At 41.2% G+C, this 24,688-nt stretch carries 27 protein-coding genes; all 27 read left to right on the top strand.

What is annotated here, in order from left to right; all coding sequences use genetic code 11:
- Positions 1-121: 121 nt before the first annotated feature.
- The 27 genes from spoIVA to NSS65_RS10520 all read left to right on the top strand — a co-directional run bounded on the left by spoIVA (position 122) and on the right by NSS65_RS10520 (position 24,675).
- Positions 122-1,600: a stage IV sporulation protein A gene (gene spoIVA, locus NSS65_RS10650; RefSeq protein WP_008344534.1), complete on the top strand. Its 1,479-nt coding sequence runs from the start codon at positions 122-124 to the stop codon at positions 1,598-1,600.
- A 374-nt stretch (positions 1,601-1,974) separates the two neighbouring features.
- Positions 1,975-2,253 carry a non-specific DNA-binding protein Hbs gene (hbs, locus tag NSS65_RS10645; protein WP_003215863.1) on the top strand — a complete coding sequence of 93 codons (279 nt, stop codon included), beginning with the start codon at positions 1,975-1,977 and terminating at the stop codon, positions 2,251-2,253.
- Between the two features lie 190 nt (positions 2,254-2,443).
- The gene (gene folE, locus NSS65_RS10640) at positions 2,444-3,013 is read left to right on the top strand and encodes a GTP cyclohydrolase I FolE (RefSeq protein WP_003215789.1); all 570 of its coding nucleotides are present in this window, start codon (positions 2,444-2,446) and stop codon (positions 3,011-3,013) included.
- A gap of 24 nt (positions 3,014-3,037) precedes the next feature.
- Positions 3,038-3,268 (top strand): trp RNA-binding attenuation protein MtrB, encoded by a 231-nt coding sequence (gene mtrB / locus NSS65_RS10635; RefSeq protein ID WP_008344541.1) that lies wholly within the window; start codon positions 3,038-3,040, stop codon positions 3,266-3,268.
- A gap of 114 nt (positions 3,269-3,382) precedes the next feature.
- Positions 3,383-4,150, top strand: a complete 768-nt coding sequence (locus NSS65_RS10630; protein WP_041117831.1) for a heptaprenyl diphosphate synthase component 1 — start codon at positions 3,383-3,385, stop codon at positions 4,148-4,150.
- Positions 4,151-4,153: 3 nt separating this feature from the next.
- Entirely contained in the window at positions 4,154-4,858 is a 705-nt protein-coding gene (locus NSS65_RS10625) for a demethylmenaquinone methyltransferase (protein ID WP_034280425.1), read from the top strand.
- 24 nt (positions 4,859-4,882) lie between these two features.
- Positions 4,883-5,845: a heptaprenyl diphosphate synthase component II gene (hepT, locus tag NSS65_RS10620; RefSeq protein WP_024422809.1), complete on the top strand. Its 963-nt coding sequence runs from the start codon at positions 4,883-4,885 to the stop codon at positions 5,843-5,845.
- Positions 5,846-5,974: 129 nt separating this feature from the next.
- Positions 5,975-6,421: a nucleoside-diphosphate kinase gene (gene ndk / locus NSS65_RS10615; protein WP_024422808.1), complete on the top strand. Its 447-nt coding sequence runs from the start codon at positions 5,975-5,977 to the stop codon at positions 6,419-6,421.
- Between the two features lie 146 nt (positions 6,422-6,567).
- Positions 6,568-7,347: a protein-glutamate O-methyltransferase CheR gene (locus NSS65_RS10610; protein WP_034280426.1), complete on the top strand. Its 780-nt coding sequence runs from the start codon at positions 6,568-6,570 to the stop codon at positions 7,345-7,347.
- Between the two features lie 73 nt (positions 7,348-7,420).
- Entirely contained in the window at positions 7,421-8,593 is a 1,173-nt protein-coding gene (gene aroC / locus NSS65_RS10605; protein ID WP_024422806.1) for a chorismate synthase, read from the top strand.
- Positions 8,593-9,684, top strand: coding sequence for a 3-dehydroquinate synthase (aroB, locus tag NSS65_RS10600; protein ID WP_034280427.1), 1,092 nt, complete (start codon positions 8,593-8,595; stop codon positions 9,682-9,684). Before aroC ends, aroB begins: the two co-directional genes overlap by 1 nt.
- Positions 9,681-10,064: a chorismate mutase gene (gene aroH, locus NSS65_RS10595; protein ID WP_024422804.1), complete on the top strand. Its 384-nt coding sequence runs from the start codon at positions 9,681-9,683 to the stop codon at positions 10,062-10,064. The genes aroB and aroH overlap by 4 nt, the downstream gene beginning before the upstream one ends.
- Positions 10,065-10,295: 231 nt before the next feature.
- Positions 10,296-11,843, top strand: coding sequence for an anthranilate synthase component I (gene trpE, locus NSS65_RS10590; RefSeq protein ID WP_046311614.1), 1,548 nt, complete (start codon positions 10,296-10,298; stop codon positions 11,841-11,843).
- Positions 11,815-12,837: an anthranilate phosphoribosyltransferase gene (gene trpD, locus NSS65_RS10585; protein WP_061109290.1), complete on the top strand. Its 1,023-nt coding sequence runs from the start codon at positions 11,815-11,817 to the stop codon at positions 12,835-12,837. The genes trpE and trpD overlap by 29 nt, the downstream gene beginning before the upstream one ends.
- The gene (gene trpC / locus NSS65_RS10580) at positions 12,830-13,582 is read left to right on the top strand and encodes an indole-3-glycerol phosphate synthase TrpC (RefSeq protein ID WP_176967027.1); all 753 of its coding nucleotides are present in this window, start codon (positions 12,830-12,832) and stop codon (positions 13,580-13,582) included. Before trpD ends, trpC begins: the two co-directional genes overlap by 8 nt.
- The gene (locus NSS65_RS10575; protein WP_176967028.1) at positions 13,579-14,247 is read left to right on the top strand and encodes a phosphoribosylanthranilate isomerase; all 669 of its coding nucleotides are present in this window, start codon (positions 13,579-13,581) and stop codon (positions 14,245-14,247) included. Before trpC ends, NSS65_RS10575 begins: the two co-directional genes overlap by 4 nt.
- Positions 14,228-15,427, top strand: a complete 1,200-nt coding sequence (trpB, locus tag NSS65_RS10570; protein WP_034280432.1) for a tryptophan synthase subunit beta — start codon at positions 14,228-14,230, stop codon at positions 15,425-15,427. Before NSS65_RS10575 ends, trpB begins: the two co-directional genes overlap by 20 nt.
- Positions 15,424-16,227, top strand: coding sequence for a tryptophan synthase subunit alpha (gene trpA, locus NSS65_RS10565; RefSeq protein WP_034280433.1), 804 nt, complete (start codon positions 15,424-15,426; stop codon positions 16,225-16,227). Before trpB ends, trpA begins: the two co-directional genes overlap by 4 nt.
- Positions 16,228-16,238: 11 nt before the next feature.
- The gene (gene hisC / locus NSS65_RS10560) at positions 16,239-17,336 is read left to right on the top strand and encodes a histidinol-phosphate transaminase (RefSeq protein ID WP_024428097.1); all 1,098 of its coding nucleotides are present in this window, start codon (positions 16,239-16,241) and stop codon (positions 17,334-17,336) included.
- A 114-nt stretch (positions 17,337-17,450) separates the two neighbouring features.
- Complete coding sequence (locus NSS65_RS10555) at positions 17,451-18,566, top strand: prephenate dehydrogenase (protein WP_034280434.1); 1,116 nt, start codon at positions 17,451-17,453, stop codon at positions 18,564-18,566.
- Positions 18,567-18,576: 10 nt separating this feature from the next.
- Complete coding sequence (gene aroA, locus NSS65_RS10550; protein WP_034280435.1) at positions 18,577-19,863, top strand: 3-phosphoshikimate 1-carboxyvinyltransferase; 1,287 nt, start codon at positions 18,577-18,579, stop codon at positions 19,861-19,863.
- A 280-nt stretch (positions 19,864-20,143) separates the two neighbouring features.
- Entirely contained in the window at positions 20,144-21,415 is a 1,272-nt protein-coding gene (locus NSS65_RS10545; RefSeq protein WP_034280436.1) for a tetratricopeptide repeat protein, read from the top strand.
- A 75-nt stretch (positions 21,416-21,490) separates the two neighbouring features.
- Entirely contained in the window at positions 21,491-22,030 is a 540-nt protein-coding gene (locus NSS65_RS10540; RefSeq protein WP_008344562.1) for a ReoY family proteolytic degradation factor, read from the top strand.
- A gap of 61 nt (positions 22,031-22,091) precedes the next feature.
- Positions 22,092-22,538 (top strand): YpiF family protein, encoded by a 447-nt coding sequence (locus NSS65_RS10535; RefSeq protein ID WP_034280438.1) that lies wholly within the window; start codon positions 22,092-22,094, stop codon positions 22,536-22,538.
- Positions 22,539-22,682: 144 nt separating this feature from the next.
- Positions 22,683-23,189, top strand: a complete 507-nt coding sequence (locus NSS65_RS10530) for a ubiquinol-cytochrome c reductase iron-sulfur subunit (protein ID WP_007500911.1) — start codon at positions 22,683-22,685, stop codon at positions 23,187-23,189.
- A 2-nt stretch (positions 23,190-23,191) separates the two neighbouring features.
- Positions 23,192-23,866 carry a menaquinol-cytochrome c reductase cytochrome b subunit gene (qcrB, locus tag NSS65_RS10525; protein ID WP_003215804.1) on the top strand — a complete coding sequence of 225 codons (675 nt, stop codon included), beginning with the start codon at positions 23,192-23,194 and terminating at the stop codon, positions 23,864-23,866.
- Positions 23,867-23,907: 41 nt separating this feature from the next.
- A complete protein-coding gene (locus NSS65_RS10520) occupies positions 23,908-24,675 on the top strand; it encodes a menaquinol-cytochrome c reductase cytochrome b/c subunit (protein WP_024422792.1) in 768 nt (255 codons plus the stop codon).
- The last annotated feature ends 13 nt before the right edge of the window (positions 24,676-24,688 follow it).

Below are 24,688 nucleotides of genomic sequence, written 5' to 3'. Positions count from 1 at the left end.
TCATATTCAAATAGGACAACGTCATACACATATATTGTCCAGACACCTTTCAAGCACAGTTTGATTGAAGAATAGAGTATTTCATTTGAAAACGAGGATAGCAAGTCCGGGAGGGGATCACTTGGAAAAAGTCGATATTTTCAAGGATATCGCTGAACGAACAGGAGGCGATATATATTTAGGAGTCGTTGGCGCTGTTCGTACAGGGAAATCTACGTTTATTAAAAAGTTTATGGAGCTCGTGGTGCTCCCGAATATCAATAATGAGGCAGATCGTGCAAGAGCACAGGATGAATTGCCGCAAAGCGCAGCAGGAAAAACCATTATGACCACAGAGCCAAAATTTGTACCGAATCAAGCCGCATCAATTCACGTGAGTGACGGCCTTGATGTCAACATCAGACTTGTCGATTGTGTGGGATATACTGTCCCTGGTGCGCGCGGGTATGAAGATGAAAATGGCCCAAGAATGATCAATACGCCGTGGTATGAAGAGCCAATCCCGTTTCATGAAGCAGCGGAAATTGGTACACGCAAGGTCATTCAAGAGCATTCAACAATAGGTGTAGTGATTACAACAGATGGTTCCATTGGAGAAATTCCAAGACATGATTATATTGAATCTGAAGAACGTGTGATTGATGAACTCAAAGAGGTTGGAAAGCCGTTTATTATGGTCATTAACTCTGTGAGGCCATATCATCCTGAAACAGAAGCGCTCCGGCAGGAACTTAGCCAAAAGTATGATATTCCAGTACTCGCCATGAGCGTAGAAAGTATGAGAGAGCAAGACGTACTCAGCGTTCTTCGTGAAGCATTATATGAATTCCCAGTCCTAGAGGTGAATGTGAACCTGCCAAGCTGGGTGATGGTGCTAAAAGAAGATCACTGGCTGAGAGAAAGCTATCAGGATTCAGTAAAGGAAACTGTAAAGGATATTAAAAGATTAAGAGATGTCGACCGTGTCGTTGGTCAATTCAGTGAATTTGATTTTATCGAAAGAGCGGGTTTAGCAGGAATTGAAATGGGTCAGGGGATTGCAGAGATTGACCTGTATGCGCCAGATGATCTATATGATCATATTTTAAAAGAAGTGGTTGGTGTAGAAATTAGAGGAAAAGACCATCTTCTAGAGCTGATGCAAGATTTTGCTCATGCTAAGACAGAATATGATCAAGTATCAGACGCATTAAAAATGGTGAAGCAGACTGGTTACGGGATTGCAGCGCCAGCGTTGTCCGATATGAGTTTAGATGAGCCAGAAATCATTAGGCAGGGATCAAGATTCGGTGTGAGATTAAAAGCGGTCGCTCCATCTATTCATATGATCAAAGTAGATGTAGAGAGTGAATTTGCACCGATTATCGGAACAGAAAAACAAAGTGAAGAGCTCGTCCGCTACTTAATGCAAGATTTTGAAGATGATCCGCTTTCGATTTGGAATTCAGATATATTTGGCCGCTCCCTCAGCTCCCTTGTCAGAGAAGGCATTCAAGCGAAGCTGTCTCTTATGCCGGAAAACGCAAGATATAAGCTGAAGGAAACACTTGAAAGAATCATCAACGAAGGATCAGGCGGTTTGATCGCGATTATTTTATAGCAAGTGAGACCTCTCATTGATGGGGTCTTTTTTTTGCGTGTAGAATGAGTCATAAAAAGACAATTGTATAAAGATTAGTCAGATTCAGGCTGAAATTAGGAATATTCGTTCGTAAAAGTGCCCTTAATCCTTGACGAATAAGGATTCTTCCCTTTAAAATGCTTGATATGGTATTTCATATGTGTTAATCTACTTACAGAAAATCTTCACTTTGTTGGACAAACATTCCTTCAAAGAGATGTTTTCTAATGAAAAGCCATGTATAACGCTTTCTAGACGCTCTTTTTTTCTGAAAAAGGGTATAGAAAGAAGATGAATTGTGAAGAAATGATAACAATCTACTGAATGCATATTTTTGGGAGGAGGTGAAAGGCATGAACAAGACAGAACTTATTAACGCGGTTGCTGAAGCAAGCGAGTTATCTAAAAAAGACGCGACAAAAGCAGTTGATTCTGTTTTTGATACAATTTTAGATGCACTTAAAAATGGTGACAAAATCCAACTTATTGGTTTTGGTAACTTTGAAGTACGTGAGCGTTCAGCTCGTAAAGGACGTAACCCACAAACTGGTGCAGAGATCGAAATCCCTGCAAGCAAAGTACCTGCTTTCAAACCAGGTAAAGCACTTAAAGACGCGGTGGCAGGTAAATAATCGTTATGTGTAATGATCCTGTTGAAGGAGTTATACATATACAGTTTCACACTGGTCTAGAAAAGCCCCTTTCATAAGGGGCTTTTCCTTTTGAATCAAAAGGTTCGTTTAGAACGCTCTCCTTTGCTTTTAGGATCTGAAGTGTGCTAGAATCTGAATGAAATGTAATCGCCTTTGGAGGATATAATACATGAGTGAAATAAATAAAGAATTAATCGAACACGCAGTACGCGATATATTAAAAGCAATCGGAGAAGATCCGGATCGTGAAGGACTTCTTGATACTCCAAAACGAGTCGCAAAAATGTATGAAGAAGTGTTCTCGGGATTAAATGAAGATCCAAAAGAACATTTTAAAACCATTTTTGGCGAAGACCACGAAGAACTCGTCCTTGTAAAAGATATTGCTTTCCATTCAATGTGTGAACACCACCTTGTGCCTTTCTACGGGAAAGCCCATGTCGCTTATATTCCGCGCGGAGGAAAAGTAACGGGACTTAGTAAGCTGGCAAGAGCTGTAGAAGCCGTGGCAAAACGCCCGCAGCTTCAGGAACGCATTACATCAACGATTGCAGATAGTATGGTGGAAACACTTAATCCGCATGGCGTGATGATTGTCGTTGAAGCAGAGCATATGTGTATGACGATGCGCGGAGTGAAAAAGCCAGGCGCTAAAACAGTGACCTCAGCCGTCCGCGGCACATTTGCAAATGATGCAGCCGCAAGAGCAGAAGTGCTTTCCTTTATTAAAAACGACTAATTCAATAGATGGAAGGTGAACAAAATGAGTGAAAATAAAGCATCTGATTTTGTGGTGATTAAAGCCATTGATAATGGTGTAAACGTCATCGGCCTAACAAGAGGCTCTGATACAAGATTTCACCATTCCGAGAAACTCGATAAAGGTGAAGTGATCATTGCACAATTTACTGAGCATACGTCAGCGATCAAAGTAAGAGGCGATGCTGTCATTCAAACAAGCTTCGGCGAAATTCAAAGCGAAGCAAAGAAATAAAGAACTTGTAGCACTTGATAGCATAAAAGTGAGAGCTGATATGGTATAATAAATCTCTATACAATGTGCAGGTCTACATATGAAACTGTAATTTTTGGGACAAGGGTGATATCTTTGCAAGACATCTACGGAATTTTATCTAATCTAAATATAAAATTAAATAAAAAGCTTTCTCATCCTTATTTGGCGAAGCATTTACGCGCACCACTCATCGATGAAGATAAGCTCCTTCTTTTTCATGCAATGTTTGAAGAAGCTCAAATTGATGCAGAGAAAAAAGAAAATTATATTTTAACGGCGATGCTTGTGCAAATTGCCCTTGATACCCATGACGAAGTCACAACTGCTGCAGCCATCAAGCAAGACGAATTCAAAAATCGTCAGCTGACCATCCTGGCAGGAGACTATTTCAGTGGTCTCTATTATTCTCTTCTCTCTGACATGAAAGACATTTATATGATCCGCACGCTCGCTACGGCGATCAAAGAGATCAATGAACATAAAATTAGACTGTATGACCGGTCCATTCAAGATGCAGCGCACTTTTACAAAAGTGTAGCTACAGTTGAATCTGCGCTTTTCCAAAGGATTTCTGAGCACTTTCAATTAACGCATTGGAATGAGATTGCAAGTCGTTTTCTTGTTTATAAACGCTTCATGAAACAAGCAGAAAATGACAAACATTTAAAACTTTTTTTGAACGATCGTTATACGGACGCCTATTCGTGTTTTGACAACTTTGAGAATGAAGGCTATGAAAAGGCCAAACGACCGATCGAGGAGCATCTTGTGTCATCTCCGGTCGTTCAAAAAGAGCTATTAAATCGCTTGGATCATATGAAAAATGAGCCTGCGTACCATCAGAAAGTGGAAGAAGGGTAAGTCATGCAGCAATCAAAAGAACAGCGAGTACACGGTGTATTTGAAAAAATTTATAAAAACTACGATCAAATGAACTCTGTCATCAGCTTTAAACAGCATAAGAAATGGCGCGATAAAACAATGAAGCTCATGAATGTGCAAAAAGGCTCTAAAGCATTAGATGTATGCTGCGGGACAGCCGATTGGACAATTGCGCTTGCAGATGCTGTTGGAGAAAAAGGCGAGGTCAAAGGCCTTGATTTCAGTAAAAACATGCTGAGTGTTGGAGAAACGAAGGTGAAGACTGGGGGCTACAATCAGATTGAATTGCTTCACGGCAATGCGATGGAGCTTCCTTTTGAAGACAACTCATTTGATTATGTCACCATCGGTTTTGGACTTAGAAACGTTCCTGATTATTTAACGGTGCTAAAGGAAATGACAAGAGTAGTGAAGCCTGGCGGAATGGTTGTCTGTCTTGAGACATCACAGCCTGAGATGATCGGTTTTAAACAGGGCTACTACATCTATTTCAAATACATTATGCCGCTCTTTGGTAAACTGTTTGCCAAAAGTTATCAGGAGTATTCATGGCTTCAAGAATCAGCCAAAACGTTCCCTGGCATGAAAGAGCTGGCGGCTCTGTTCGAGGAGGCCGGGTTGTCTGATGTCTCGTATCATCCATTTACAGGCGGTGTAGCAGCAACACATATCGGAAAGAAGCTTTGAATAAACGATATTTGGGTGAAGATAATGAAACTAAAAGCAATGATCTCTTTTTTAAATCATGATATCGATATAATTGAAAAAGAGCTTGAACAAACCGTTCGCTCTGATTATGCATTGTTAAGTGAAGCAGGTCTTCATTTGCTGCAAGCGGGCGGAAAACGAATCCGCCCCGTTTTTGTTCTCCTTTCAGGCATGTTTGGTGACTATGACATTAATAAAATTAAATATGTTGCCGTTGCCCTCGAGCTGATTCATATGGCATCACTTGTTCACGATGATGTCATTGATGATGCAGAGCTGAGAAGAGGCAAACCAACGATAAAGGCAAAATGGGATAACAGAATTGCCATGTACACAGGGGATTATATGTTTGCGAGATCACTTGAATACATGACAAAAATCAATCACCCAATGGCACATGAAATTTTGTCAAAAATGGTTGTTGAGCTTTGTCTTGGTGAGATAGAGCAAGTGAAAGATAAATATAATATGGATCAAAACCTCCGTACATATTTAAGAAGAATCAAACGAAAAACAGCCTTGCTCATTGCAGGCAGCTGTCAATTAGGCGCCATTGCAGCAGGAACAGATGAAAAAACACATAAAGCCCTCTATTGGTTTGGATACTATGTCGGCATGTCCTATCAAATCATTGATGATGTCCTTGATTTCACATCAACTGAAGAAGAGCTGGGCAAGCCTGTCGGAGGAGACCTTTTACAAGGGAATGTCACACTCCCAGTCTTATATGCACTGAAAAATCCGACACTAGAAGGCCAATTGAAGCTGATCAATAGTGAAACGACGGAGAAGCAGCTGGAGCCTGTCATTGAAAGCCTTAAACAAACAGATGCGATCGACCGCTCGATTCGAGTAAGTGAAATGTATTTGAAAAAAGCTTTTGAACAGCTCGACAAACTTCCTCGAGGACGAGCGAGAACGTCACTTGCCTCCATTGCAAAATATATTGGGAAACGAAAATTCTAATCAACGTGATGTTGATTGGTTTTTTTGTGAAATTTTTTGTCAAAAATTGATTATTATAAAAAAAAATGATACGATCACTTTGTAACAATGTAAGCCTATACATACATAACGACGGGGTGGAAAACGTATATGGACAAAACATTTCTTATGGTCAAACCTGATGGTGTGGAAAGACAATTAATCGGTGACATTGTGTCAAGATTCGAAAAAAAGGGGCTTCAGCTTGTTGGTGCAAAACTAATGAGTATTCCAAAGGAAGTAGCAGAAACACATTACGGAGAGCATAAAGAAAAACCATTTTTCGGGGAATTGGTTGACTTTATTACGTCAGGACCTGTATTTGCAATGGTATGGCAAGGTGAACAGGTAGTAGACGTAACAAGACAGATTATCGGCAAAACAAATCCAAAGGAAGCGCTTCCAGGAACAATAAGAGGAGACTATGGATTGACTGTTGGGAAAAACATTATCCATGGGTCTGACTCACCAGAAAGTGCTGAAAGAGAAATTAACTTATTCTTCAAACAAGAAGAACTCACAAGCTGGGATCAAACCATCTCAAGCTGGATTTATTAAGATTCAAGCCAAGGTGTTCATCTAATGGGCACTTTGGCTTTTTTTTATATTGAACTTTCTGCACGAAATTTCGCATGAGAAGATACAAATTTTCGATAAAAACAGCTATACTAGGACAAAGATAGATGAGACAGGAGAGGACATTGATGGATCCATATCAAGTATTTGTTGGAAAATGGAAAAAACTAACCGGGGTTGATCTGAATTTATATAAAGAAGCACAAATGAAACGGAGATTAACATCACTTTATGATAAAAAAGGATATAAAAATTTTGAAGCATTCGCGGCCGCGCTTGAAAAGGATAGAGCATTATTAGATGAAACGATGGACCGCATGACGATAAATGTGTCAGAATTTTACCGAAACTATCAGCGCTGGGAAGTACTTGATCAAAAAATTCTGCCGCTGCTTTCGAAAAATGGCGGCACCTTAAAGATTTGGAGTGCAGCATGTTCGACAGGAGAGGAGCCATATACACTCTCCATGCTGCTGTCAAGCCATCCTCTTGTGAAAGACTTCCAAATTATTGCAACTGATATTGATGATAAAGTTCTGCAGTCAGCTCAAAAAGGCAGATATCATGAACGCTCTCTGCAAGAGGTGCCAGATCATATCAAGCAAAAATATTTCACAAAAGAAGATTCTTCATTTTACACTGTGAAGGATGAGGTTCGAAAGCATATTCAATTTAAGAAGCACAACCTTTTAGCAGATCCATATGAAAAACAGCTTGACCTCATCGTCTGCCGAAATGTACTGATTTACTTTACTGAAGAGGCAAAAGAAGAAATTTACTTAAAAATGAGCAGCAGTTTAAAACAAAATGGCGTATTATTTGTTGGTTCTACAGAGCAAATTTTTCACCCAGAAAAGTTTGGACTGACATCTGCTGATACTTTCTTTTATCAAAAGAAGGGTATGTAGCTGACTTTTTAGTAGCAAGTGTGTTATTATATTTTTACTTAAAAGCGTTAATGCGATGAAGGGAGATTGAGTCATGAGATACTTAACAGCAGGTGAATCACATGGTCCACAACTGACCACAATTATTGAAGGAGTTCCAGCGGGACTTTACATAGAGCAGGATGACATCAATTATGAATTGGCTAGAAGACAAAAAGGTCATGGCCGCGGAAGAAGAATGCAGATTGAAAAAGACCAGGCGAAAGTGTTAAGTGGTGTTCGCCACGGAAGAACATTAGGTTCCCCAATCGCACTTGTTGTTGAAAACAACGACTGGAAGCATTGGACAAAGGTGATGGGGGCAGAGCCGATCACGGAAGAAGAAGAAAGTGAAATGAAGCGTCAAATCTCCCGTCCAAGACCAGGACATGCGGATTTAAATGGGGCGATCAAATATGGACACCGTGATATGAGAAACGTTTTAGAGCGTTCATCAGCCCGCGAGACAACTGTTCGCGTAGCAGCAGGCGCAGTTGCCAAACAAATCTTGGCACATCTAGGGATTAAAGTAGCTGGCCACGTTCTTGAAATTGGCGGAGTGAAAGCAGCTCATACAGCATATGAGTCTATTGAAGATTTGCAGAAGGTAACAGAAGAATCACCTGTTCGCTGCTATGACAGTGAAGCAGGTCAGAAAATGATGGATGCAATTGATGAAGCGAAGAAAAACGGCGATTCAATTGGCGGAATTGTTGAAGTCATCGTTGAAGGGATGCCGGTTGGGGTTGGCAGCTATGTTCATTACGACCGTAAATTGGACAGCAAGCTTGCGGGCGCTGTACTTAGTATCAACGCTTTTAAAGGGGTTGAATTCGGTATTGGCTTCGAGGCAGCCTCTAAAAACGGCAGTGAGGTCCATGATGAAATCATCTGGGATGAAGAAAAGGGCTATACGAGAAAAACAAATCGCCTAGGTGGTCTTGAAGGCGGAATGTCAACCGGTATGCCAATTGTCGTAAGAGGGGTTATGAAACCAATCCCAACGCTTTATAAGCCGCTTCAAAGCGTTGACATTGAAACAAAAGAACCTTTCTCTGCAAGTATTGAACGATCTGACAGCTGTGCTGTTCCTGCTGCAAGTGTTGTTGCAGAAGCAGTCGTTGCATGGGAAATTGCCAATGCAGTTGTGGAGCAGTTTGGCCTTGACCAAATCGACCGCATTAAAGAAAATGTTGAGAAAATGCGCCAGCTTCAGAGGGAATTTTAATGAAAACACTGGAAGTTAAGACGTCTTCAGCCACTTATCCTGTATTTATCGGTGATGGGATTAAACGCAATATCGTCGACTTGATAACTTCCACTGGGCATTCCTATACGAAGCTCTTAATCGTCACAGATGCAGCTGTTGATGCCATTTATGGGGATGAGATGGTTCGCTTACTTCAGCAGAAGTGGCCTGTGAACAAAGTGGTTGTGCCAAGCGGAGAGCAGTCAAAATCCTTTGCCGAATTTGAGCATATTCATACGAAAGCCATTCAATTTCAGCTTGATCGTTCCTCCTGCATCATTGCGCTGGGAGGAGGCGTGATTGGAGATTTGGCTGGCTTTGCTGCTGCCACTTATATGAGAGGCATTGATTTTATCCAAGTGCCGACGACGCTGCTGGCACATGATAGTGCAGTTGGCGGGAAAACAGGGATCAACCATCCGCTCGGTAAAAATTTAATCGGTGCGTTTCATCAGCCGAAAGCTGTGATCTATGATACTAGTATGCTTGAGACCCTCTCTCAAATTGAACGAAGATCAGGCTTTGCAGAAGTCATCAAACATGCACTGATTTCAAGTGAAGAATTTTTATCAGAACTCATGTCCATTCGTTCTTTGACGGATTTATCAAAAAGCGAGCTGGCACATATGCTGTATCAAGGCATTCAAGTCAAAGCGTCAATCGTTCAAGAAGATGAAAAAGAACAAGGTGTGCGTGCATTTTTGAATTTAGGCCATACACTAGGGCATGCCATTGAAGCAGAGTATGGATATGGCGCCATCACGCACGGAGATGCCATTGCAATCGGCATGCAGTTTGCGCTGTATGTGAGCGAAAAGCAGCTGGGGCTCAGCCTTAATCGTTTGGAACTAAAAGAGTGGATGAAAGAGCTCGGTTTCCCGGTCAAAGTCACAAAAGATATTTCCACGAAAACATTTGTTGACCGGATGATTGGTGATAAAAAAGCAAGAGGCGGCAGTGTTCAATTTGTTTTATTAAAACAGGTTGGAGACGTCACCTTACAGTCTTTCACAAAAGATGAGCTGCACTACTGGCTCGAAGAATGGAAACGGGAGGAGGGATGTCTATGATGTTTCGCGGGATACGTGGGGCTACAACTGTGATAGAAGATACAGAAACAGAAGTGTTAAATAAAACGAAACAGCTGCTAGAAGCGATCATTTCAAGAAACCAAGTAGATCCAGAACGTGTCGTGCAGATCTTGATTTCAGCTACACAAGATATTCACTCCGTTTTTCCGGCAAAAGCACTTCGTCAATTTGAAGGATGGACATATGTACCGGTTACTTGTATGCAGGAACTGGACATTGATGGCGGTTTAAAGCAATGTATTCGTGTCTTAATGACTGTCCAGACAGATACAAAGCAGGAAGACATACAGCATGTATACTTGGAAGAAGCTGTGACGCTTCGCCCTGATTTACAGTTGACAAAAAACAAGGAATTATAATACGATATGAACAGCCGAAGTTTACACACAGGTGTAAACGGCATTGCAAGCTTAGAGAAGATGAGAATGAGACTAGGGTAGTTGAGATGAGTAGAGTTGAGCAGAGATACGATACTTCTATTTAATCATACTGCCTAAAAGAGTAACCCTCTTTTAGGCTTATTTTGTATACTCATACAAACCCTCTATATGTCCCCTCATTCTCCTTAATCCCATTTAAGGAGTGTGCTTATGAATTCCCAATCAAACCTGACTCAATTTTTAAAGGATAGTGAGTCCTACAAAACGATCCCAATTGTTGAAACCATTACAGTCGATACGCTCTCACCGATTCAAATTGTTGAAAAACTCAAACAAGATATTGTGTATTTGCTAGAAAGCAAAGATGAGTCTTCCAGCTGGTCGAGATATTCCTTCATTGGATTGCATCCGTTTTTAACCTTACATGATGACCAAAACAAATACGTTGCACGTGACGCTGCGGGGCAGGAAGTCATGCAAAAGCAAGAGCTGAAAAAACTGCTGGATTGGATGAAAGAGCAATATCAAATCAAAACGCCAGATATTGATATCCCATTTACAGGCGGGGCTGTTGGGTACTTAAGCTACGATCTAATCCCAAACATTGAACCTTCTGTCAGGCCTCACCGCAGCGCATCGCTGGCAGAAAATTGCACATTATTTGTCTGCCAAACGATGATTGCTTTTGATCATGAAACAAATCATGTTCATTTTATCCAGTACACCCAGCTAACCGGACATGAAACAGAAGACGAAAAAATACGCGCTTACAAAGAAAATCAAAAACAGCTTGAACAGATGATTCACAAGCTTCATTCAAAGGTTGATATGAAAGAACTGATTTTATCAGGGAATATGAATGAGCCGCCGTCCTTTGAACATGTGACGTCAACCTATGAAAAAGCGCAATTTCTAAAAGATGTTGAAAAAATAAAAGAATACATTCGAGCGGGTGACATTTTTCAAGGCGTACTCTCGCAGCGCTTTGATATCCCTGTGTCAGTGAGTTCATTTGAATTATACCGCGTGCTTCGGATTGTGAATCCATCTCCTTATATGTATTTTATGAAATTAAAAGATCGTGATTTAGTCGGCAGCTCGCCAGAACGATTAATCCATGCAAAAAATGGGCATTTAGAAATTCATCCTATTGCTGGCACAAGAAAACGAGGAAGAACGATAGAAGAGGATGCTGAGCTAGCAAAAGAGCTGCTTGAAGATGAAAAGGAAAAAGCCGAGCATTACATGTTAGTGGATCTTGCCAGAAACGATGTTGGCCGTGTGGCAGAATACGGCAGTGTATCCGTACCTACCTTTACAAAAGTAGTGAATTTTTCACATGTCATGCACATCATCTCCATTGTGACAGGAAAGCTAAAGCGGGATACACATCCAGTCGATGCGCTCATGTCCGCATTCCCTGCAGGCACATTAACAGGTGCCCCGAAAATAAGAGCGATGCAATTATTAAATGAAATGGAGCCTGAGCCAAGAGAAACGTATGGCGGCTGTATTGCCTATATTGGATTCGACGGCAATATCGACTCCTGTATTACCATTCGTACGATGAGCGTCAAAAATCAGACCGCTTCTATACAAGCAGGCGCCGGCATTGTGGCTGATTCTGTCCCGGAAAATGAATGGGAAGAGACTTGTAACAAGGCAGGAGCACTTTTGAAAGCCATTCAGCTTGCGGAACATATTTTCTCAGAAAAGGAGAGTGTGCAGGATGAATCACCGACTATCAGCTCTTGTTAATGGAGGCTTTCTATCAGAAAATGAAGCAAATAAACTCATGCATGATATGATGAGCGGCTTTTTAACAGATGCTGAAGTCGCTGCTAGTCTCTCGATTTTAGCGCATAGAGGAGAAACCGCTGAAGAAATGACGGGTTTTGTGAAAGCCATGCGGCAAAATGCAGCACCAATGGAACGATCGCTTGATGTTGTTGACACTTGTGGCACAGGAGGCGATGGACTCTCCACCTTTAATATATCAACTGCCGCCGCCATTGTCGCTTCCGCTGCTGGAGCCAAAATCGCCAAACACGGAAATCGATCAGTTTCTTCTAAAAGCGGGAGTGCCGATGTACTTGAGTGTCTTGGGATTCATATTCAATCCACACCAGAAGAAACAAGAAGACAAATACAAGAGAAAAACATGGGTTTTTTATTTGCCCCATTGTATCATTCATCTATGAAACAAGTAGCCGCAGTCCGCAAGCAGCTCGGCTTCCGGACGGTATTTAATCTATTAGGCCCGCTTTGCCACCCAATGCAAGCCAAAAAGCAAATCATCGGCGTTTACTCAAAGGAAAAGGCGAAATTAATGGCAAAAGCCCTTGCACCGTTAGAGCCAGAACATGTGCTGTTTGTTTGCGGAGAAGATGGGCTGGATGAATTAACGATTACAGCAAATTCATATGTGATTGAACTCAAAAAAGATGTCATGACAGAATATACACTCAATCCAGAAGACTTTGGGCTGCAAAAAGGATATTTATCAGATATTCAGGTCCAATCACCGGAAGAGAGTGCTAAATTGATTCAGAATATATTGAATCATCAAACAGGAGGGGCGCCGCTTCATATTACAGCCCTGAATGCTGGAGCGGCTTTATATGTCGCAGGAAAGTCAGAAAGCCTCATGGCCGGAACATTAAAAGCGATTGAAACGATTAAAAACGGCGCAGCCAAAGAACAATTGGCTCGTTTAAAACAAAAAACGAGAGAGGAAGAGATCTATGCTTAATCAAATCATTGCCCGCAAAAAAGAACATATTCAAACATTGCAGTTACCAGTAGATGGACATTTTGAAATACGATCATTTAAAGAAGCACTCATGAATCCTCATCGCTCAATTGGTCTCATTGCGGAGGTGAAAAAGGCGTCTCCTTCCAAAGGAATCATTCAACCGAATTTTGATCCTTTACAAACAGCAAAAGCTTACGAAAAATCAAACGCTGATTGCTTATCTGTTTTAACGGATGAACCGTTCTTTCAAGGAAAAAACGAATACTTATCCCTCATTAAAAAACACGTAGATCGTCCGATTTTAAGAAAAGATTTCATCATTGACTCCATACAGGTAGAAGAGTCAAGACGTATAGGAGCAGATGCCATTTTATTAATCGGAGAAGTACTTGAGCCGCAAAAGCTGCACGAGCTCTATGCTGAAGCAAAAGAGAAAGGCCTTGATGTCCTTGTCGAAGTACATGCAGCAGATACACTCGAAAATATTTTAAAGTTGTTCACTCCTGAAATCATTGGAGTGAACAACCGGAATTTAAATACATTTACAACAACAGTTGAACAAACAAAAGAGATCGCACCACTCGTTCCAAGCGATGTCTTACTAGTGAGTGAGAGCGGTATTCAAACATTCGATGATCTAACCTTTGTGAAGAAACATGGAGCGGGTGCAGTTCTTGTAGGAGAATCCTTAATGAGAGAACAATCACAAGAAAAAGCCGTTCAGAGATTGTTTGGAGAATGAACAGGATGAAGCCTTATGTAAAATATTGCGGGGCAGTGTCACAAGCAGATGTGGAATGTATTGCGCAGTCTCGCGCAAATGCCATCGGATTTATTTTTGCTTCCAGTAAAAGACAAGTCCAGCCAGATCAAGTGAAACAATGGCTCATCCAAACAAAGTGTGAGAAAAAGATCGCCGGTGTATTTGTAAATGAAGAGATACAAAAAGTGTGTGACATCACTAAACATATTCCTTTAGATATCGTACAGCTTCATGGAGATGAAACACTGGATGACGCAAAAGAAATTAAACATCAAACAGGGGTTGTCGTTTGGAAAGTGTTCCATCACGAGCCCAATGTCACAAGTACGCTCGAAAAAATGACGGCATTTGCGCCTGTTGTCGATGGCTTCCTCATAGATGCGAAAGTAAAAGGGATGAGAGGCGGCTCTGGAACAGCTTTTGCTTGGGAGGCGGTGCCTGCATACGTTAAGCATGCAAAACGGCTTGAGAAAACTTGCATAATTGCAGGCGGTATCACACCAGAAACGGTAGCAGAGCTCCTTGCCTATGGTCCAGAAGCGCTCGATCTTTCAAGCGGTATAGAAGAAAACGGGAAGAAAAGCAGCGCTAAGATCGAAGCGCTCGAAGAAAGGATGTTAAATGATGTACGCATATCCAAATGAGATTGGCAGATACGGAGAATTCGGAGGGAAATTTGTCCCGGAAACGCTCATGCAGCCACTTGCAGAAATCGAGCAGGCATTTCGTGAATTAAAAGAAGACCCTGCTTTTCAAGCAGAATATGTATCACTACTTCGAAACTATTCAGGCAGACCAACTGCGCTTACATATGCTGAACAATTATCAGCATACCTCGGCGGCGCAAAGATCTATTTAAAAAGGGAAGATTTAAACCACACGGGTGCTCATAAAATTAACAATGCGCTTGGTCAGGCCCTGCTTGCGAAAAAAATGGGGAAATCAAACATCATCGCGGAAACAGGCGCGGGCCAGCACGGAGTAGCTGCTGCAACGGTGGCCGCAAAGTTCGGGTTATCCTGCACGGTATTTATGGGAAAAGAAGATGTGGAAAGACAATCACTCAATGTCTTTCGGATGAAGCTGCTTGGCGCTGAAGTCATACCTGTCACAAGCGGGAATGGCACACTAAAAGATGCAACCAACGAAGCTATCCGCTATTGGGTTCAGCACTGCAGTGATCATTTTTACATGATTGGCTCCGTTGTAGGCCCTCATCCGTATCCTCAAATCGTCAGTGAGTTCCAGCGGATGATTGGTGATGAAGCAAAAGAGCAGCTGCTTGAAAAAGAAGGAAGGCTTCCTCATAAAGTCATTGCCTGTGTTGGCGGCGGAAGTAATGCCATTGGAATGTACCGGGCATTCTTAGATGAAGAGGTAGATATCATTGGTGTAGAGGCAGCTGGAAAAGGAATCGATACGCCGCTCCATGCTGCAACCATCACGAAAGGAACCAAAGGTGTGATCCACGGGTCTTTGACATACTTAATCCAAGACGAATTTGGCCAAATTATTGAGCCATATTCGATTTCCGCTGGTTTAGATTATCCGGGAATTGGACCAGAGCACGCATATTTACATGCGAGCGGGCGGGTTCAATATGTGAGTGCGACAGATCAAGAAGCACTAGATGCCCTAAAACTGCTGACTGAAAAAGAAGGAATTCTGCCAGCAATTGAAACTGCACATGCGTTAGCCAAGGCGTTTGAGGTAAGCAAGACGATGAATGAAGATGAAATTGTTCTTGTCTGCCTGTCAGGAAGAGGCGATAAGGATGTGCATACATTAATGAACGTGCTTGAAAGTGAGGGAAAAACAAAATGATCACGTTTCAATTAGAGCAAGGCGAAAAATTATTTATCCCATTTATCACAGCGGGAGATCCATCAGAAGTCATTACGATTGATTTAGCTGTCTCCCTTCAAGCAGCCGGTGCACATGCGATTGAACTCGGTGTTCCTTATTCCGATCCATTAGCAGACGGTCCTGTCATTCAAAGAGCCTCCAAAAGAGCTCTAAATCATGGCATGAATATCGTAAAAGCGATAGAATTAGCAGGGAAGATGAAAAAAAACGGAGTAAAAATTCCTGTAATTCTATTTACGTATTATAATCCTGTGTTACAATTAGACACAGAATACTTTTTCGCTTTACTGCGCAAAAATCATATTTCGGGACTCTTAACACCCGACTTGCCGTTTGAAGAGAGCAGCGAGCTGCAAAAGAACTGTCAAACACATGGCATTTCATATATTTCACTCGTTGCACCAACAAGCAAGGAACGATTAGTAAACATTGTAGAGCAGGCAGAAGGTTTTGTGTATTGTGTTTCATCTCTTGGTGTAACAGGTGTCAGGCAATCCTTTGACGCGTCAATTACAGATTTTATTCAACAAGTGAAACAGCTGAGTCACATACCGGTTGCTGTCGGTTTTGGCATCTCAACAAGAGAGCAGGTAGACTCAATGAATAAACTGAGTGACGGTGTTGTTGTCGGAAGTGCACTTGTGAAAAAAATTGAAGAGCTTCAAGAACAATTGCTGGCAAGTGATACACGTCAAGAGGCTTTAAGAGAATTTGAAACATATGCAAAAACATTTAGTCCCCTCTATTCATTCAAATGAGGTGAAACATTTTGCAAATCAAAGATCAATTAAAACAGCTAAAACCGTATCAACCTGGGAAACCAATTGAAGAGGTCAAAAAAGAATATCAATTAGACAAAATTGTGAAATTGGCTTCAAATGAAAACCCTTTTGGATGTTCTGTACATGCAAGAGAGGCAATACAAGCCGAGCTCGAACATCTAGCGATTTATCCTGATGGATACAGCGCAAGTTTAAGAACGGAGCTTGCTGAGTTTCTTCAAGTAAGTGAAAAACAATTAATTTTCGGGAATGGCTCAGATGAACTTGTGCAAATTATTGCGAGAGCATTCCTTGACCAACATACAAATACCGTCATCCCATCTCCATCGTTTCCGCAATACCGTCACAATGCAGTGATTGAACATGCTGAAATTCGAGAAGTGCCTCTTTTAGAAGGAGGAGCTCACGATCTGAAGGGCATGCTGGATGCGATCGATGAAAACACGAAGGTTGTCTGGGTATGTAATCCAAATAACCCGACAGGAAATCATTTGTCAGAATCTGAGATTGTGGCGTTTTTAGATAAAGTGCCAGCTCACGTGCTTGTTGTACTAGATGAAGCGTATTTTGAATACGTTCGTGCGGAAGATTTTCCAAACAGTTTATCTTTATTACACAATTATCAAAATGTCATTGTACTTCGAACGTTTTCTAAAGCATATGGACTTGCAGCGCTTCGAGTAGGCTACGGAATTGCATCAGAAGAGCTGATTACTGCCATTGAACCAGCGAGAGAGCCGTTTAATACCAGCCGTATCGCTCAGGCAGCTGCTCGTGCAGCGATCAAAGATCAAGATTTCATACAATCATGCAGACAGAAAAACGAAGCAGGTCTCAAGCAATATCAAGATTTTGCTGACCGTTTTGGACTATATATCTATCCATCTCAAACAAACTTTGTGCTGATTGATTTTAAAAGAGATGCCGATGAATTGTTCAATGCATTATTGAAAAAAGGTTACATTGTTCGTTCCGGTAAAGCACTTGGTTTTCCGACTTCTTTACGTATTACCGTCGGAACAAAAGAGCAAAATGAAGACATTCTAAGCACACTTGCCGATTTACTGCAAGGCATTCGTGCGTAGCATAACCAGAAAGTCATATCCTAAGGCAGGATATGGCTTTCATTGTACCAACCTCAATACATATAAGCTGTTGAAATAGGTTGTTTAATTTTCGCGAAAAATCAGGTGATGAATATGAATGATGCAAACGAAACAATATTAATCGCTGGACTCGGTTTAATTGGGGGATCCATTGCACTCTCAATTAAAAAAGAGCATCCTCATAAAAAAATTGTAGGATTTGATGTTTCCAAAGAACAAATGGTTGCTGCAACAAAGCTGGGAATTATTGATGCAACAGCTGATTCGTTTTTGGCTGGTTTAGAAGAATCTTCGACCATTATTTTGGCAACTCCTGTCCAGCAAACAATAAAGATGCTTAGTGATATTGCAGACTCTGGAATTGAAAGAGAGCTCACAATCACTGATGTCGGCAGCACAAAGCAAAAGGTCGTCCATTTTGCTGAAAAAGCGCTGCCTGAGCAGTACCAATTTATTGGTGGACATCCAATGGCAGGCTCTCATAAGTCAGGTGTTATTGCAGCGAAAGACTTTTTATTTGAAAATGCGTTCTATATTTTAACGCCTGCAAAGGAAACAAAACGTCAAGCTGTTGATCGGTTGATGGATTTGTTAAAGGGGACACATGCTCATTTCATCGAAATGACACCAGAAGAACATGATGCTGTGACAAGTGTTATCAGCCATTTCCCTCATATTGTTGCAGCCAGCCTTGTGCATCAAGCACATCATTTTGAAGAACAATTCCCACTTGTTAAAAGGTTTGCTGCTGGAGGCTTTCGTGATATCACACGAATTGCTTCAAGCAATCCTGCAATGTGGAGGGATATCCTGCTGCACAATAAACACAAGATTTTAGACCGATTCCATGAATGGAAAAAAGAGATTAACCGCATTGAAACCTTCGTAGAGCAAGAAGATGCTGAAGGATTGTTCTCTTATTTTCAAGATGCTAAGGAATATCGCGATGGACTTCCTCTAAGGAAAAAAGGAGCCATTCCTGCTTTTTATGATCTGTATGTCGATGTTCCGGATCACCCTGGGGTCATTTCGGAGATTACAGGGCATCTAGCAAGTGAAAACATTAGTATTACAAATATCCGTATTATTGAGACGCGGGAAGACATTAATGGGATTTTACGCATTAGTTTTCAAACAGACGACGACCGCAAGCGTGCAGAAATCTGTATAAAAAATAGAGCGAATTACGATACATTTTATGCTGACTGAGGTGACAAACATGAAAATTCATAAAAATGCTCCTATGAATGGAGAAATTCATATCCCAGGTGATAAATCTATTTCACATAGATCAGTGATGTTTGGTGCAATTGCTGAAGGGACCACAGTAGTGAAAAACTTTCTTCCTGGAGCTGACTGTTTAAGTACGATTGATTGCTTTAGAAAGATGGGCGTTGAAATTGAACAAAAAGGGACAGATGTTGTCATTCATGGTAAAGGACTGAAAGAGCTCAAGGAGCCGTCTGACATTCTCGATGTTGGCAATTCTGGTACAACCATTCGATTAATGTTGGGAATATTAGCTGGTTGTGAGTTTCACAGTACACTAATCGGTGATGAGAGTATTGCCAAAAGACCAATGAAACGTGTGACGGGTCCGCTTAAACAACTAGGAGCCAAAATAGACGGCAGAGCAAATGGCGAGTTTACACCACTGTCTATTCGTGGCGGTCATTTAAAAGGAATCTCTTATGAGTCCCCGGTGGCAAGTGCACAAATTAAGTCGGCTGTCCTTTTAGCTGGACTTCAAGCAGAGGGAACAACGACTTTAACTGAACCTCATAAATCAAGAGATCATACAGAAAGAATGCTCTCTATGTTTGGTGTAAAACTAGATGAAGATGAACAAAGTGTTTCCATTGAAGGCGGCCAGACATTAACAGCAACAGATATATTTGTTCCAGGAGACATCTCTTCAGCTGCATTTTTCCTTGTAGCTGGATCAATCGTTCCTAACAGCCGGATTGTCTTAAAAAATGTCGGGTTAAACAAAACAAGAACAGGTATTATTGATGTGCTGAAACTTATGGGTGCAAACCTTGAGATTAATGAAGTAGATGCCAAAGGCGGAGAACCGTATGGTGATTTAACGATTTCTACTTCATCATTAAAAGGGATTGAAATTTCTGGTGACATGATTTCAAGACTCATCGATGAAATTCCGATTATTGCGCTTCTTGCGACCCAAGCAGAAGGAACAACGATCATTAAAGATGCTGCTGAGTTAAAAGTTAAAGAAACCAATCGAATTGATACAGTCGTATCAGAACTTAAAAAACTCGGTGCTGATATTGAAGCAACAGATGATGGTATGAAGATTCATGGTAAAACTACGCTTCAAGGCGGCGCAGTCGTCTCAAGCTACGGAGATCACCGTATCGGTATGATGCTGGGAATTGCCGCATGTGTGACAAAGCAAGCAATTGAGATTGAAGATACAGATGCTGTTCGTGTCTCATACCCGAATTTCTTTGAACACATTGAATATTTAACGAAAACAGTCTGAGGAGGTCCTCAGGCTTTTTCTTTCCTTTTGCATATTTGTCAGAAATATAGCATAGCTTGTCTCAAGGTGAAACCTTGAAAAAAAACATTTTGTCCGATAAAAATAGTGTCTGCAGTTTACAAATCATCAGTTTCGTATAGGATGAAATGAAAAACAGTCTTTAAAACACAAAAATGGGTTCATTTTAAAAGAGCAACATATTTGCTGGATGTGTACCTGTCGATTATGATATGAAGTAACAATAGTTTAGGTTTTTGGAAACAGAAAGGAACGGTTTGATTTGAATAGTTCATTACAAGAAGCCATAAAATTAGTTGAGGCGGGTGAGACTGAAAAAGGACTCCAAACACTTGCTCAAGCAGAGAAGCATTTGCATGATGAAGAAAAGGCGCAAGCGGCTCAATTATATTATGATTGGGGAGATATCGATAAAGCACGGAATCTCATCAGTGATTTACATGATTTATATCCAGAGGAAACAGGTTTAACGTGTTTTTATGCAGAGCTGTTGATTGACTCTGATGATGAAGAGAAGGCGATTGCAGTATTAGAAACGATTCCTGAAGATGATGATGCGTACCCAGAGAGTTTATTGTTAATGGCAGATTTGTATCAAATGCAAGGACTATTTGAAGTCAGTGAACAAAAGCTTTTAAAAGCGAAAGAACTACTTCCGAATGAAGCCATCATCGATTTTGCATTAGGTGAGTTGTATTTTTCTCAAGGTCTTTCAAAGAAAGCGGCCGATTATTTCTACAAAGTGGCAGATCAACAGCATGAGGTTGGCGGTGTCAATGTGTATCAGCGGCTCGCTGAATCGCTCAGCACAGCTGGAGAATTTGAGGATGCACTTGAATGGTATGAAAAGGCAGTAAAAGATCAAGCAGACCCGAATACTCTTTTTGGCTACGGATTTACAGCAATGAGGGCTGGCAGAACGAAAACAGCCATTCAGCAGCTTACAGAACTGAAAGATATTGATCCCTCCTATTCGTCACTTTATATGCCTTTAGCGAAAAGTTATGAGGAAGAAGGACTATATCACGAGGCTTTAGAGGTAGTAAAAGAGGGTATTAAAGTTGATGAGTATAACAAAGAATTATATTTATATGGTGCCAAGATTGATTTGAAAAATGGGGATTCAGAAGATGCGAAAAAACTGCTTCAAGAAGCACTTGCTCTCGATCCGGGTTATATTGAAGCAGTTCAAACATTGCTGGCGATCTATTTAAATGAAGAGCTGTTTGATGAAATTCTGGATGTTATTAAAGAGGTTAAAAGCTTTGGGGAAGATGATCCAAAATGGAATTGGTATGCTGCATCTGCTTCTGTCGGGCGAGAAGAATACAAAGAAGCTGCCGAGTATTTCAAGCTTGCCCTGCCTGATTTTGATGAGGAACGTGACTTTTTATATGAATACGCTTCGTTCCTTTTAGAAGAGGGCAGACAAAAAGAAGCATTGCCGTTATTACGCAAAGTTCTAGAGAAAGATGGCACGAATGAAGAAATTGAAGAAACGATTTTAAGAATTGAAGACGAAATTTCCTTATAGTTTGCAGGAATGAAGAACTGGTTTGTTGAATAATTCATGTATAGCAATTTAATTTACGATAGAGGAGGGAATAACATGCAGACCCCTGTTTCTGTCAATGAAAAAAAGGAATTTATCCGGTGGTTCTTAAACCATTATCAGCTAAAGCGAAGAGAGTGTGTTTGGATATTAAATTATTTAATGAGTCACGACTCTTTGATGGAAAAGGTTCATTTTGTAGAGCAAGCAGAATTTTGCCCAAGGGGAATCATCATGTCAACACACTGTGTGGATGAAGTTCCCTTTAGATTTTATAAAGAAAACATCATGACGACAGATGCTGAAAAGTCATTTCATGATATTCGTTTGAATAAACAGCAGGATTTGTTTATTCAATTGAATTTCCGTTCTGCTTATCGTTCGCCGGAATATGCAGCTGTTCTTGAAACAAATCCTCATATTCCAAAGGATCTTTATGAGAACGAAAAAGATAAGGATCTTGCTGAGAAAGTGCTTGAGCACTCAATCGCAACTTTCCAAAAAGAACGGCTCATGAAAGAGATAGATGAAGCACTTGACCGTCATGATCAAGAAACATTTAATAAGCTGGCAAAAGAATTAAGCCTATTGTCATAAACTGAGCGAATAAGCCTTGCCCTATACAGGCAGGGCTTATGTCATGAAAGAGGGGAAATTGATGAAGTTTCAAGCAGAGGACGCGGATCGCTTTTTGCAATCTAAAGCTTACATTGATACCGCTATCATTCCATTAGTTGGGATTGATGCCGATCAAATGAAACAAACCGTGTCTTTAGGAGAGTTTACTATTCTTGTAGCAGATGAACTTGAAAGACAGTTAAAAGGGCGGGTTTTTCTTTTTCCGCCACATACATATTTGGAAGTGAGTGACCGGAAACAAGAAGACATACTCACAATGAAGCAGTCGCTCAAAGATCATTTTCAGCATGTCGTATTGATCACATCTGATCACCAGTGGAAAGAGCATACTGAGATCAGTGAATCGCTATTTTTGCTCAAGCCGGTTCCGCTGGAGCATTTGAAGGTTGAATTAAAGCAAAAAGTGATTCAAGACAGTGTAGAACAAATTTTGAACTTTTTGTTACAAAAATGGAACCCTTCATAAAAACCCTTACATTTGCATTGTACATAGCTTTTTAGGATGTTGACCTTGTGAATAGATTGATATATTATGAGGGTGTCCTAGTTTTATGAAATTTTTTCTAATTCAGTTATAAAGTAGCTGACGACCTGAGGGGGGGAGAAAAAAATGAGCGAGAAGAGACATGGAGTGTCCAGGCGTCAATTTTTGAATTACACGTTGACCGGCGTGGGGGGATTTATGGCCGCTGGAATGCTCATGCCTATGGTTCGCTTTGCGCTTGACCCTGTGCTAAAAGGAACAGAGGATCAGGATATGGTTCAAGTTGTCAGTGTAGATGAACTGACAAAGGAACCGAAGCGCTTTGACTTTAAAATTGATCAAGTAGATGCATGGTACGAGTCAAAGGAATCTAGGTCAGCATGGGTGTACAAAGAAGGGGATGAAATTGTCGCTTTATCGCCAATCTGTAAACATTTAGGATGTACAGTGAACTGGAACAGTGATCCGAAAAATCCAAACAAATTTTTCTGCCCGTGCCATTATGGGCTGTACGACAAGGATGGTACAAACGTACCCGGAACTCCACCGCTTGCACCGCTTGACCATTATAAGCAGCAAGTGAAGGACGGATACCTCTATCTTGGAAAAGCTGTGCCGAAAGGGGAAGGGTAACGATGCTTAACAAGATTTACGATTGGGTAGATGAGCGGCTGGACATTACACCAATATGGAGAGATATTGCGGATCACGAGGTGCCAGAGCACGTCAACCCAGCACATCATTTCTCCGCTTTTGTGTATTGTTTTGGCGGTTTAACGTTTTTTGTGACAGTCATTCAAGTCCTTTCGGGCATGTTTTTAACGATGTATTACGTGCCGGATATTAAAAATGCCTGGGAATCTGTCTATTATTTGCAAAATGAAGTGGCATTTGGCCAGATTGTCAGAGGGATGCACCACTGGGGTGCGAGTTTAGTTATTGTGATGATGTTTTTACATACGCTAAGGGTCTTTTTCCAAGGGGCGTATAAAAAGCCTAGAGAGCTGAACTGGATTGTTGGTGTGCTCATTTTCTTTGTGATGCTTGGACTTGGTTTTACAGGTTATCTTTTACCATGGGATATGAAGGCGCTGTTTGCGACTAAGGTTGGTCTTCAAATAGCAGAAGCAACACCTTTCATTGGTAAAGAGATCAAAACGCTGCTTGCAGGTCATCCTGACATTGTAGGGGCACAAACGCTGACGAGATTTTTCGCTATCCATGTCTTTTTCTTGCCAGCGGCATTATTTGGGCTGATGGCTGCCCACTTTATTATGATTCGTAAGCAAGGAATTTCTGGACCGCTTTAAAATGCTGCGTTTGATGAATGTTCAATGAGGAGGGGATGACTTTGCATAGGGGAAAAGGGATGAAGTTTGTCGGAGATTCCAGAATACCGGCAGAAAGAAAACCTAACATACCTAAAGACTATTCCGAATATCCGGGAAAAACAGAAGCCTTTTGGCCGAACTTTCTTTTAAAGGAATGGCTTGTAGGTGCCGTTTTTTTAATTGGATTTCTTGTCCTAACTGTTGTTCATGCGCCTCCGCTTGAGCGGATGGCTGATCCAACAGATACTGGCTATATTCCGCTGCCAGACTGGTATTTCCTATTTTTGTACCAGTTATTAAAATATGAATTTGCTGCAGGAAACTTCACTGTCGTCGGCGCGATGATTATGCCTGGAATTGCGTTTGGTGCACTTTTGCTGGCACCATTTCTTGATTCAGGTCCAGAACGCAGACCGTATAGAAGACCAATTGCAGTCGGGATGATGATTCTTGCAGTCGGCGCAGCAACATATTTAACGTGGGAGTCTGTTGCAACTCATGATTGGGAAGCAGCGGCAAAACAAGGTGAGATTAAGAAAGAAGCAGAGATTGATACTTCAGCTGAAGAGTATAAAATTTATCAAGAGCAGACATGTATCTCCTGCCATGGGGATAACATGCAGGGCGGAGCAGCTGGACCGTCACTCGTTGACAACGGTCTCTCGCCTGAGGAGATCGCTAAAATCGCTGTAGAAGGTAAAGGCAACATGCCGAAGGGTGTTTTTAAAGGCAGTGATGAAGAACTCGAGAAGCTCTCTAAATATTTATCTGAGGTCAAATCAAAATAATTCAGTTGTTTAA

This window comes from Bacillus sp. FSL K6-1006 (assembly GCF_038593175.1).
Classification (GTDB): domain Bacteria; phylum Bacillota; class Bacilli; order Bacillales; family Bacillaceae; genus Bacillus; species Bacillus safensis.
The sequence above is the reverse complement of the archived record's forward strand: the minus strand, read 5'-3'. Positions and strand labels throughout refer to the sequence as shown.